Raw genomic sequence first — 10,237 nt, 5'->3', positions numbered from 1 at the left:
GCACGGCCGCCAGGGCGAGGGTGGCGAGCAGGGTGCGGAAGGGGTGTCGCATGGAGCCTCCAGAGATTAGGTGTTTCACCATGCAATTCAGTCTAGGCGCTTCCAATGAAGTTGCAACACCTTTTTTGGGGGAAATCATGTCAATCTTGGATCAGCCGGAGCAGAACCATGCACATCCAGGAAGAACTCCAGATCACCAAGCCCCTCGAACCGGGCCACGAGGTGGCCCTGGCGATTCTCCTGACCCGGGAGTATGTCGCGCGGCTCTTCGACCAGGCGCTCTATGAGCCCGAGGACCTCTCCGACCAGCAGTTCAACGTCCTGCGCATCCTCAAGGGGGGCGGGAAGGACGGCTACCTGGTGAAGGACATCCGCTGCCGGATGATCTACCGCTTCGCGGACGTGCCCCGCCTGGTGAACCGCCTGGAGGCCCGGGGCCTGGTGAAGCGCTGCGAGAATCCCTCCGACCGCCGGGGCAGCCGGGTGCAGATCACGGCCAAGGGCCTGGCCCTGGAGGCCCGCATGCACGACTGCCATCAGGCACTCTGCCAGCAGGTGGACCGCTGCCTCTCCGTGGAGGAGCGCAACCAGCTCCTGGCCATGCTGGAGCGCCTGCGGGACGACTACCGGGCCCAGCTGGAGGCCCTGGGCAAGTAACCTGCGGGCCGCGCGTCAGCGGTCGAGCCCGCCGGGATGATGCTCACTCGGCGCTTCGCGCCTCGCCCTCCGGGCGGTGCCTGCGGCACCGTGGGACTCGCTCCGCTCGTCCTCATCGCACCCAGCCCGGCGCCGGGCTGCGCCCGGCCACCGTCCTCGGCGCGTCAGCGGTCGAGCTCACCGGCGATGATGTTCATGGCGCCGAGGACGGCGACGGCGTCGGCGATCAGGCAGCCCTTCACCTGCTCCTCGAAGCTGCTGAAGATGGGCAGACAGGGCGGACGGACCCGGATGCGGTAGGGGTTCTTGCCGCCGTCGCTCACGAGGTAGAAGCCCAGCTCGCCGTTGGCGGCTTCGGTGGCGCTGTAGACCTCGCCCACGGGCATGTCGATGCCGTGCATGATGAGCTTGAAGTGGTGGATGAGGCTCTCCATCCGCGTGTAGACCTTCTCCTTGGGCGGCAGGGCCACCTTGTAGTCGTCCACGATGACGGGGCCGGGCTCCAGGCGGTCCAGCACCTGGCGGATGATGCGCAGGCTCTGGCGCATCTCCTCGATGCGCACCAGGTAGCGGTCGAACACATCACCGGTGGTGCCCACGGGGATGTCGAAGTCGTAGGTCTCGTAGCCCAGGTAGGGCTGGGCCTTGCGGAGGTCCTGGGGCACGCCGGCGGCGCGCAGGCAGGGGCCCGTGTAGCCGCTGTTCACGGCGTCTTCGGGGCTGATGGCGCCGATGCCCTTGGTGCGGTTGTACCAGATGGGGTTGTGGGTCAGGAGACGCTCGCACTCGTCCACGGCCGCCTCGCATTCCACGAGGAACCGCTCGGTCAGAGGCACGAAGCCCTCTGGGATGTCGCGGAAGAGACCGCCGATGCGGGTGAAGCTGGTGTGCAGGCGCTGGCCGGCGGCCATCTCGAAGAGGTCGTAGACGGTCTCGCGCTGCTTGAAGAGGTAGAGGAAGGCGGTGAAGGCGCCGATGTCCACGGCGTTCACGCCCACGCAGACGATGTGGTCGGCGATACGGGCCAGCTCGGAGACCAGCACGCGGATCTGTTGGGCCCGCTTGGGGATCTCGATGCCGAGCAGCTTCTCCACGGCGCAGGCGTAGCCCACGTTGTTCATGATGGAGCTGCAGTAGTTCAGGCGGTCGGTGAGCGGAATGAACTGCTGGTAGCTGAGGCTCTCGCCTAGCTTCTCCACGCCACGGTGCAGGTAGCCCATCTCCGGGGTGGCCCGGATGATGGTCTCGCCTTCGAGCTCGAGGACGATGCGCAGGGTGCCGTGGGTGGTGGGGTGCGAAGGCCCGAAGTTGACGATCATGTGATCGCCGTCGAGCATCTGGCGGGAGAGGGCGATGGAATCCATGGTCATAGCGTCCTCAGCCCCTGGCCCGTTCGCCGTTGTTGTAGGGAGCGGTGCAGCCTTCCATGCAGAAGGGATCGCCGCCATCCAGGGGGAAGTCCTTCCGGAGCGCGTGCCCCTGGAAGTCGTCCCAGGTGAGCAGGCGCTTCAGGTTCGGGTGGCCCTCGAAGCGGATGCCGAAGAGGTCGAAGACCTCGCGCTCGAACCAGTCGGCGGTCTTGAAGCGGCCGGTCAGGGTGGGCACGGTCTCGCCGTCGGCCACGGGCACCTTCACCCTCAGGCGCTCCTGGCTGGCGAGGTTCAGCCAGTGGTAGACCACGTCGAAGCGCCCCACACCGTGGGTCTCGGGCCGATCGGGCCAGTCCACGGCGGTGATGTCCACGAGAAGCTGGAAGCCCTCGCGGTGGAGCAGGTCCACCAGGGCGAGGAGGTTTCCCTTCGCCACCACGACGGTCTGGTCGCCCCGGAAGTCGTGGCGGTCGGTGATGGCGCCCGGCAGCTGTGCGTCGATGTGCTCGATGATCATGGTCTTCCCCAGCCTAGAAGATCGTGCCCGCGCCGCGCTCCGCGGCGTCCAGCAGCATCTCGCGGATGGTCTGCTGTCCCGTGAGGCCCTTCGCCGCCTGCAGCTCGTCCTGCCGGGCCAGGCTCTCGTAGAACCGCGCGATGTGGTCCTTGCGCATGGAGAGGGATTCCTTCTCGATCTTCTCCTGCAGCTTCATCACGCCGTAGAGCATGCTCTCGGGCCGGGGCGGGCAGCCTGGCACGTAGACGTCCACGGGAATCACCCGGTCCACGCCCTGGAGTGTGGCGTAGGTGCGGTACATGCCGCCGGAGCTGGCGCAGACGCCGAAGGAGATCACCCACTTGGGCTCGGCCATCTGGGCGTAAATGGTGCGCAGCACCGGCGCCATCTTGTTGGTGACGGTCCCGAGGATCATCATCATGTCGCTCTGGCGGGGGCTGAAGCGCATGGCCTCGGCGCCGAAGCGGCTCATGTCGTACTTGGAGGCCTGCATGCTCATGAACTCGATGGCGCAGCAGGCGGTGCCGAAAGGCATGGGCCAGAGGCTGTTCTTGCGGCCCCAGTTGACGACCGCGTCCAGGCGGGTGGTCACCACCGCGTCGTTGAGGTTCATCTCGGCCATGGTCAGTGCTCCCACTCGAAGGCGCCCTTGCCCCAGGCGTAGATGAAGCCCACGAGCAGGGTGGCCATGAAGCTCAACATGGGGACGAAGGTCCAAAGCGCCTTTTTGAAGTTCACGGCCCAGGGCAGGAGGAAGGCGGCTTCCACGTCGAACAGGATGAACAGCATGGCCGTGAGGTAGAACCGCACGGAATACTTGTGCCGCGCCCCGGGCTGCTGGATGGGCACGCCGCACTCGTAGGGCCGCAGCTTGGCCTCCTGCGGGTTGCGGGGCTTGAGCAGGGCCAGCGCCTTGCCCGACAGGAAGAGGATGGCGACGGCCGTCACGGCGGCGACCAGCAGCAGGATCAGGACCGGCAGGAAGGGCGATGCGGGATGGGCCATGGCGCTCTCGGGCGGAGGGTTCCGCGAGGATCCAGCTTAGCGCCCTTTGCGGATCCCGAAACCGTGCCAATATCACAACCCCACCGGGCCCCCGGGTTGAGGATAGAATCACCACTTCCACTGATCTGCCGGGATTGTCATGAGCGACCTCAAGCTGCGCGTCAAAGAGATGATCATCGAGCGCCTGAAGCTTGAGGGCCTGACTCCGGACCAGATCGAGGACCAGGCCCCCCTCTTCGGGGAAGGGCTGGGGCTCGACTCCATCGACGCCCTGGAGCTCGTGCTGGGCATCGAGCAGGTGTTCGGGGTGAAGATCGAGGACGAGGCCGCGGGCATGCGGGCGTTCAAGTCCGTCCAGGCCCTCACGGACTTCATCGCCGAGCACGCCAAAGCCTGACGTCCCACCCATGGACATCCTGGCCCACCTCCCGCATCGCGCGCCCCTGCTCCTCGTGGACCGGCTGCTGGAGCGGGAGCCGGGCCTGCGGGTGGTGGCCGAGAAGCTCGTCACGGCCGATGAGCCCTACCTCCTGGACCACCCCGCCGGGGGTGCCCAGGTCCCCGGCCCCCTGCTGCTCGAGATGCTGGCCCAGGCCGGCGGCTTCCTGGAGGCGGAAACCCTCCACGGGGCTTCCATCTTCCTGGCGGGCGTGCGGGACGCCCGGTTCCACGCCCCGGCCGTTCCCGGAGACCGGCTGCGCCTGGAGGTAGCCGCGGAAGGCGCCTTCGCGGGGCTGATGCGCCTTCAATGCGCCGCGACCTGCGAAGGGCGAGACCTCTGCACTGCGACCCTGCTGGTGAAGCGCCTATGAACCGCGTGGTGGTCACGGGCCTCGGCATCGTGAGTTCGCTGGCCCTGGACCGCGAAGGCACCTGGTCCGCCATGCTCGCCGGACGGGACGGCCTGGGACCCCTCTCCCGCCTGGACCTGCCGGCGGAACCGGCCCAGGTCGCCGGCCAGGTGGCCCTGGAACCCCTTCGGCACCAGACCCTGTGCGAGGTCGCCGCCCTGAGGGCCCTGGTGGAGGCGCTCGGCGGCTTCCAGCCCAGCGGCGATCCAGCCCGTATCGGCGTCTTCCAGGGCGCGGGCACCAGCGGCCTGCCCGTGGCCGAGGTTTACCTGGAGGATCGCCTGGCCGGGCATCGCGGCCGGGCCGCGGAGCCCGCCTACCAGAGCCCCTGCACCGTCACGGACGCCCTCGCCCGGGTGCTCGGCGCCGAAGGCCCCCGCGCCACCGTCATGAACGCGTGCTCTTCGAGCCTCCTGGCTCTGGGCCAGGCCTGGGAACGCCTGGCCGCCGGGGAGCTGGACCTGGCCGTGGCCGGGGGTGCCGAGGGCCTCTGCCGCACCACCTATGCGGGCTTCTCCAGCCTCAAGGCCGTGGATGCCCGGAAATGCCGTCCCTTCAGCCGGGACCGGGCGGGCCTCAACCTGGGCGAGGGCGCCGTGCAGATCCTGCTGGAGCCCCTGGACCGGGCCCTGGCCCGGGGCGCCACCATCTACGCCGAGGTGCTGGGCTACGGCGGCAGCATGGACGCCCACCATGCCACGGCGCCCCATCCCGAGGGCGAAGGCGCGGCCCGGGCCATGGCCATGGCCCTCCGCACCGGCCGGCTGGATCCCGCCGAGGTGGACCTGGTCTCCGCCCACGGCACGGCCACCCCCGCCAACGACGGCGCCGAGTGCCTGGCCATCCGCCGGGCCCTGGGCGCGGCCGCCGACGCCGTCTCCATCACCAGCACCAAGAGCCAGTTCGGCCATACCCTGGGCGCCGCCGGAGCCTTCGGGGCCGCCGCCGCCATCCTGGCCCTGCGCGACCAGGCGGTGAGCCCCACGCTGCGGCTGGAGGACCCGGACCCTGCCTGCGACCTGGACTGCACCCCCCTGGCAGCGAAGCAGCGCCGGATCCGCGCGGCGCTGGTGAATGCCTTCGCCTTCGGAGGCAACAACGTGAGCTTGGCCCTGCGCCACTGGAGCGGGGCATGAGCGGCGACCTCGTCATCACGGGCCTGGGCCTAGTGCTGCCCTGCGGGGACGGCATCGAGGCCGCGGGGTCCTGTCTCGCCTCGGGGCAACCCTGTTTCGCGGACCTGCCGGAAACGCTGGGCCAGGGCCGGGGCGCCGCCTGCGCCGCGTTCAACCCCGCCGGCATCATCCCGCCCATGCAGCTGCGGCGCCTGGATCGCGTCTCCCGATTCGCCTGGGTGGCCGCGCACCAGGCCTTCCAGGATGCGGGCCTGGATCCGAAGCCGGTGGGCGACCGCATCGCCGTGGCCGTGGGCACCATGACCGGCGGCAGCGAGGCCAGCGAAGCCTTCATGCGGCCCTACCTCCAGCGCGGACCCGATGGGGCCTCGCCCCTGCTCTTCCCCAACACCGTGGCCAACGCCGCCAGCGGCCACCTGGCCCTGGCCTTCGGCCTCAAGGGCCCCAGCGCCACCTTCGTGGACCGGGAGAGCGCCGCCCTCGCGGCCCTGGAGCAGGCGACCCGCTGGCTGCGCGCCGGCCTGGCGGACGCCGCGCTGGTCCTGGGGGCGGATGGCCTCTTCCCCCTGCTCCTCGACATCTGCGCCGGTGCCCGCCTGCTGGCCCGCCACGGCCACCCCGAGGTGGGCTCCGACCGGGGTTTCCTGCCGGGCGAAGGGGCCCAGGCCTTCCTGCTGGAGACCCGGGAACGTGCCGAAGCCCGGGGCGCCCGCCCCCGGGCCTGCCTTCGCGCCGTGGCCTCGCGATCCGCGCCTGGGGACGGAATCGAGATGCGGGCGCGGGCCTTGGCCGAGGCATCGATAGAGGCCCTTGGCGAGGCCGCTCCGACCAGATGGATCGGCGGCAGCAACGGTCTGGGCCGACTCGACACCCTGGAGGCCCGTCTGGCCGCCGCCCATCCGGACTGGCCTGCGGCCCGCTTCCCCAAGGCCCTCTGGGGCGAGTTCGGCGGCTCCGGCGGCCAGCTGCTGGCGGCGGCGCTGCTGGACCCCGCGGATCGCACCCTCGTCACCGCCCCCGCCAGTTCGGGCGCCCAGTTCGCGGCGCTGTTCGAAGGCGTTAGGCTGGAACGACGATGATCCAGCGCGACCAGATCAGCATCGGCAGCCAATCCATCCTGTGGGTGGCGGGCGTGGGCGTGGGCCTGGTCACCCTGGCTTTCGTCCTGGGCGTGCAGGTCGGCAAGCAGGGCGCCGCGCTGCGCCGCCCCGCCCAGAAAGGCGTGGAGGAGGAGCTCAAGGACCTTCCCGAGCCGCTGGTGGACCAGCTCAAGATCTTCGAAGGCGACGGCCCGGACAAGCTCGTGGCGACCCCGCGGGTGGATGCCACGGCCCCCAGGCCCGAGCCCAGGACCGAGGCGGCCCCGGCCCGGGAGGGCGCCTGGACCCTCCAGCTCGTGTCCACCTCTGATGCGGCCGAGGCCAAGCGCGTGGCCGACAAGGCCAAGGCTGCCGGCTTCACCACCACCACCCTCAAGGACAAGGGCCAGCTGAAGGTGCGCCTCGCCAAGTCGGCGGACCGCGCGGCCATCGACAAGACGGCCGAGAAGCTCAAGAAGGCGGGCTTCAAGCCCTTCGCGGTGAAGGCGGAGTAGCCTCCACAGGTTGAACCTTCACGGCTTGGGACCTCAGGGTTTGGGATAGACCCGGATCCCCACCCACTTTTTCAGGATCACCTTGCCCGGCGCGAAGCCTCGGGGCTTGCTGATGTCGGCGATGCGGGCCAGGTGGACCTCCACCTTCCCGCCGTCCCGGGCCTTGCTGTGGTAGGCGGCCAGCTCGGCGGCGCGCTCCAGCACGTGGCGCGGCAGCTCGCTCAGCTTGTCGGGATTGCGGATGACCACGTGGCTGCCGGGCACGCTGGCCACGTGCAGCCAGAAGTCCATGTTGTCGGCCACCTTGAAGGTGAGCTGGTCGTTCTCCGCATCGCCCTTGCCGATGAGCACCTCGAAGCCGTCCACCATGACGCTGCGGAAGGCCGCGCCCTTGCCGTCCTTTCGTTTCGTCTCCGGTGCGCCCATCCGCTTCGTCCCCTTGCCTTTCACCGCGTCCTTGCCGCTCCGTTGTCGCGTGGAAGGCGGCTCCGGCGCAAGGCCCGCGGCCTCGGCCTCCATCCGCTCCGCCCAGGCCGACCGCTCGCGGGCGAGCTCGGCATCCAGTTCCCGCACCCGCGCCAGGCCCCGCTCTGCCTTCTTGGCCGCGGCAAACCAGGTCTGGGCGGCGTCCTCGGCCAGGCGCCCTTCCGGCAGGGGCACGCGCGTCCCATCCAGCAGCACGGCCTCCCCCGTGGCTCCCTTGAGGCGGTACAGCTCCGCCGCCAGACGCTGGGCCTGGACCTTGAGAGGCAGCACGGCCTCGTGCTTCGTCCGGTCCCGGGCCAGGGCCTGGGCCAGCCGCGCCATACGCGCGACCTCCGCCTGGCGCTTCCGCTCGGCCGCCGCCTGGGCCGGGGCCAGGATCAGTTCCTCGGCCCGGGCCGCGGACCAGGCGTGGTGCCGGTCCAGCAGGCCCCCTTCGCCCTCCAGGACTTCGGGGATCTCCCCCGCCAGCGCCCGCTCCAGGTCCGCGCCCCACCGGTCTCGCCAGCGGCGGAGGGGGGGCGGGTCCTCCTGAGGCTCCGGCGCCGCGGCAGGGAAGGGCGAGCCCAAGCCCAGGCGGGGCATCTGGGTATCCAGACCATCCGCCCGGATGCCGGCCCGGCCGGGGATGGCCTGGAAGGCCAGGCGCACGGTCTCCAGGCGGCCCGTGATGGCCCGGCGCTGGAAGACGAGGCCCAGCCAGCGCTCCCGCGGGTCCCCCTCCACGGCCTTCAGCCTCGCCCCCTGGAGCCAGGGGCCCCAGAGCTTCCCGCTGTCCTTCGGGGCCTCGGCCTGGAGGCGCGCCCAGGCGGGATGGGCCGAATCCAGCAGCCAGAGTTCAGGCCTGGGCTGGAGCAGCAGCACCCAGCCCTCGGCGGCCTTCCGTCCCGCCCAGCGCAGGCCCAGGGCCCGGTTCGAGGCCCAGACGGCCTCCACAGGCAGCTCGCCCCGTTCCCGGAGCCACGTCCGGCTCAGGGCCAGGATCAGGGGTGCATCCACGGACTCACCTTTCTCTGTTCTTTCCACCCGACGGTGGCCATCATGGGGCAGCCTCCCCGTCCAGCATCCCATGTCTGGCCCAGGGAGGGTTCCCACCTCCGCCCTCATCCGGCTTTCCTCCTCCACCTGACGCTGGACCCATGACGATTGCCGCAGCCAAGGCCACCAAGACCCTCCAGGTACTCCTGGTGGACGACAATCCCATCCAGCTGAGCCTCCTGCATCACCTCTTCCAGCGGCATGGACACACCACCCTCGAGGCCAAGAACGGCGCCGAGGCACTCATCGTCCTCGCCACGGAATGCCCGGACGTGGTGGTGAGCGACTGCGTCATGCCCCTGCTGGACGGCTACCAGCTCTGCCGCCTGCTGAAGGACGACCGGGCCACGCGCAACCTGCCCGTGCTCCTGCTGACGGCCCAGGGCGTGGGCCTGGCGCGCTTCTGGGCCAAGACCTGCGGGGCGGACCGCTTCCTGGTGAAGGGGCGGGACCTCGACCATGTGGTGGAGGCGGCCACCTCCCTGGTGGAGCAGACCGACCGGCTGCGGCCCCTTCCCGGCACCCCCCGGCTCGCCCAGGAGAACTTCGGCGTGGACGCCATCCAGCGCCGCTTGGCCATGGCCCTGGAGCAGCGCGTGGTGGAGACGGCGCTGCGCGACTCCATCTCCCGCCTCTACACCGTGGAGCACGACACCCTGCGGCTCATCCGCGGGTTCATCGAGATCCTCCAGGAGCTCGTGCTGCCCGGAGCCATCCTGGTGTCCTACATGGGCGAAGAAGGCACCGTCTGCCACGGGGCCCACGGCACCTCGGCCAGCGAGGAGGACCGCCGGGCCCTCGAGACCTCCCTGCTCCAGTTCTCGCCCGCCGGGGTCCCGACCGAGTGCCGATGGCACCCCGTGGATGACGGAGACGAACGGCGGCGCACCCTCCGGGATCCGGTGATGCGGGTGCTGCCCGCCCTCATGCCCGGCTACCCGGCCGTGGGCGCTCTGGGTTTCTTCGCCGAGCGCCGCTCCGTCGAGGAATATGAGCGGCTGTTCGAGATCGCCAACGAGGAGCTGGGCCGCCTCCTCACCCTGGAGGACTCCCGCCTCCGCCTCTACCACCAGGCCATCCGCGACCCGCTGACGGGCCTGTTCAACCGGCGCCACATCCTCGACATGCTCAAGATCGAGGTGGACCAGTGCGGCCGGTTCGGACAGAACCTGTCCGTGATGCTGATCGACCTGGACCACTTCAAGGCCGTGAACGACCGGTTCGGCCATGCCACCGGCGATCAGGTGCTCAGCGTCATGGCCCAGCGCATGTCCTTCGCCCTGCGCAAGGTGGACCAGCTGGGCCGAATCGGCGGCGAGGAGTTCCTGGCCTACGGGCCCCAGACCGAGCTGGAGGGCATCCGCGCCCTGGCGGAGCGGCTCCGCGAGCAGGTGGTCCTCGAGCCCCTGCCGGGACTTCCCAAGAACGACCGCGTGACGTTGAGCGTCGGCCTGGCCACCTGGGAAGGCCCCGCGGACAGCCTGGAGCGCCTGCTGGCCCGGGCTGACAAGGCCCTCTACCGGGCCAAGGCCGAGGGCCGGGACCGCGTCATCGGCTGACCTGCCGGGAAGACCGGGCCGCTTGAC

Annotated in this window: 12 protein-coding genes; 7 read left to right on the top strand and 5 right to left on the bottom strand. The window is 70.2% G+C overall.

What is annotated here, in order from left to right; genetic code table 11:
- The first annotated feature begins 168 nt into the window (after window positions 1-168).
- Entirely contained in the window at window positions 169-657 is a 489-nt protein-coding gene (locus tag ML539_RS09240) for a MarR family transcriptional regulator (RefSeq protein WP_243322770.1), read from the top strand.
- 164 nt (window positions 658-821) lie between these two features.
- Here the strand turns inward: ML539_RS09240 and nuoD are convergent, their stop codons facing one another.
- From nuoD to ML539_RS09220, 4 genes are read right to left on the bottom strand one after another with little or no spacing between them, the layout of a single operon-like run.
- Window positions 822-1,994 (bottom strand): NADH dehydrogenase (quinone) subunit D, encoded by a 1,173-nt coding sequence (nuoD, locus tag ML539_RS09235; RefSeq protein WP_347710753.1) that lies wholly within the window; start codon window positions 1,992-1,994, stop codon window positions 822-824.
- A 40-nt stretch (window positions 1,995-2,034) separates the two neighbouring features.
- A complete protein-coding gene (locus ML539_RS09230; RefSeq protein WP_243322766.1) occupies window positions 2,035-2,544 on the bottom strand; it encodes an NADH-quinone oxidoreductase subunit C in 510 nt (169 codons plus the stop codon).
- A 13-nt stretch (window positions 2,545-2,557) separates the two neighbouring features.
- Window positions 2,558-3,166 carry an NADH-quinone oxidoreductase subunit NuoB gene (gene nuoB, locus ML539_RS09225; protein ID WP_243322764.1) on the bottom strand — a complete coding sequence of 203 codons (609 nt, stop codon included), beginning with the start codon at window positions 3,164-3,166 and terminating at the stop codon, window positions 2,558-2,560.
- 2 nt (window positions 3,167-3,168) lie between these two features.
- Entirely contained in the window at window positions 3,169-3,549 is a 381-nt protein-coding gene (locus ML539_RS09220; protein ID WP_243322762.1) for an NADH-quinone oxidoreductase subunit A, read from the bottom strand.
- 139 nt (window positions 3,550-3,688) lie between these two features.
- Here ML539_RS09220 and ML539_RS09215 point away from each other — a divergent pair, with 139 nt between their 5' ends.
- From ML539_RS09215 to ML539_RS09195, 5 genes are read left to right on the top strand one after another with little or no spacing between them, the layout of a single operon-like run.
- Entirely contained in the window at window positions 3,689-3,946 is a 258-nt protein-coding gene (locus tag ML539_RS09215) for a phosphopantetheine-binding protein (RefSeq protein WP_243295036.1), read from the top strand.
- A 10-nt stretch (window positions 3,947-3,956) separates the two neighbouring features.
- Window positions 3,957-4,361, top strand: a complete 405-nt coding sequence (locus tag ML539_RS09210; protein WP_243322761.1) for a 3-hydroxyacyl-ACP dehydratase FabZ family protein — start codon at window positions 3,957-3,959, stop codon at window positions 4,359-4,361.
- Window positions 4,358-5,536 carry a beta-ketoacyl-[acyl-carrier-protein] synthase family protein gene (locus tag ML539_RS09205; protein ID WP_243322760.1) on the top strand — a complete coding sequence of 393 codons (1,179 nt, stop codon included), beginning with the start codon at window positions 4,358-4,360 and terminating at the stop codon, window positions 5,534-5,536. The genes ML539_RS09210 and ML539_RS09205 overlap by 4 nt, the downstream gene beginning before the upstream one ends.
- Window positions 5,533-6,615, top strand: a complete 1,083-nt coding sequence (locus tag ML539_RS15520) for a beta-ketoacyl synthase N-terminal-like domain-containing protein (protein WP_279341576.1) — start codon at window positions 5,533-5,535, stop codon at window positions 6,613-6,615. Before ML539_RS09205 ends, ML539_RS15520 begins: the two co-directional genes overlap by 4 nt.
- Window positions 6,612-7,130 carry an SPOR domain-containing protein gene (locus ML539_RS09195; protein WP_243322759.1) on the top strand — a complete coding sequence of 173 codons (519 nt, stop codon included), beginning with the start codon at window positions 6,612-6,614 and terminating at the stop codon, window positions 7,128-7,130. The genes ML539_RS15520 and ML539_RS09195 overlap by 4 nt, the downstream gene beginning before the upstream one ends.
- A gap of 33 nt (window positions 7,131-7,163) precedes the next feature.
- Here ML539_RS09195 and ML539_RS15695 read toward each other — a convergent pair whose 3' ends face one another.
- Window positions 7,164-8,612, bottom strand: coding sequence for an NFACT RNA binding domain-containing protein (locus ML539_RS15695; RefSeq protein ID WP_243322758.1), 1,449 nt, complete (start codon window positions 8,610-8,612; stop codon window positions 7,164-7,166).
- Between the two features lie 140 nt (window positions 8,613-8,752).
- Between ML539_RS15695 and ML539_RS09185 the strand changes: the two genes are divergently transcribed.
- On the top strand, window positions 8,753-10,210 hold the full coding sequence (locus ML539_RS09185) for a diguanylate cyclase (protein ID WP_243322756.1): 1,458 nt from the start codon (window positions 8,753-8,755) through the stop codon (window positions 10,208-10,210).
- The last annotated feature ends 27 nt before the right edge of the window (window positions 10,211-10,237 follow it).

Source organism: Geothrix sp. SG200, assembly GCF_022808935.1.
Classification (GTDB): domain Bacteria; phylum Acidobacteriota; class Holophagae; order Holophagales; family Holophagaceae; genus Geothrix; species Geothrix alkalitolerans.
Note: the sequence above shows the minus strand (reverse complement) of the source record. Positions and strands in the feature narration are given on the sequence as shown.

What these genes read in the sequence shown, in the direction of transcription:
- ML539_RS09220 (WP_243322762.1), bottom strand. Translation starts at nt 3,549, where the DNA reads ATGGCCCATCCCGCATCGCCCTTCCTGCCGGTCCTGATCCTGCTGCTG.
- ML539_RS09195 (WP_243322759.1), top strand. Translation starts at nt 6,612, where the DNA reads ATGATCCAGCGCGACCAGATCAGCATCGGCAGCCAATCCATCCTGTGG.
- nuoD (WP_347710753.1), bottom strand. Translation starts at nt 1,994, where the DNA reads ATGCTCGACGGCGATCACATGATCGTCAACTTCGGGCCTTCGCACCCC.
- ML539_RS09240 (WP_243322770.1), top strand. Translation starts at nt 169, where the DNA reads ATGCACATCCAGGAAGAACTCCAGATCACCAAGCCCCTCGAACCGGGC.
- ML539_RS15520 (WP_279341576.1), top strand. Translation starts at nt 5,533, where the DNA reads ATGAGCGGCGACCTCGTCATCACGGGCCTGGGCCTAGTGCTGCCCTGC.
- ML539_RS09185 (WP_243322756.1), top strand. Translation starts at nt 8,753, where the DNA reads ATGACGATTGCCGCAGCCAAGGCCACCAAGACCCTCCAGGTACTCCTG.
- nuoB (WP_243322764.1), bottom strand. Translation starts at nt 3,166, where the DNA reads ATGGCCGAGATGAACCTCAACGACGCGGTGGTGACCACCCGCCTGGAC.
- ML539_RS09215 (WP_243295036.1), top strand. Translation starts at nt 3,689, where the DNA reads ATGAGCGACCTCAAGCTGCGCGTCAAAGAGATGATCATCGAGCGCCTG.
- ML539_RS09205 (WP_243322760.1), top strand. Translation starts at nt 4,358, where the DNA reads ATGAACCGCGTGGTGGTCACGGGCCTCGGCATCGTGAGTTCGCTGGCC.
- ML539_RS09230 (WP_243322766.1), bottom strand. Translation starts at nt 2,544, where the DNA reads ATGATCATCGAGCACATCGACGCACAGCTGCCGGGCGCCATCACCGAC.
- ML539_RS09210 (WP_243322761.1), top strand. Translation starts at nt 3,957, where the DNA reads ATGGACATCCTGGCCCACCTCCCGCATCGCGCGCCCCTGCTCCTCGTG.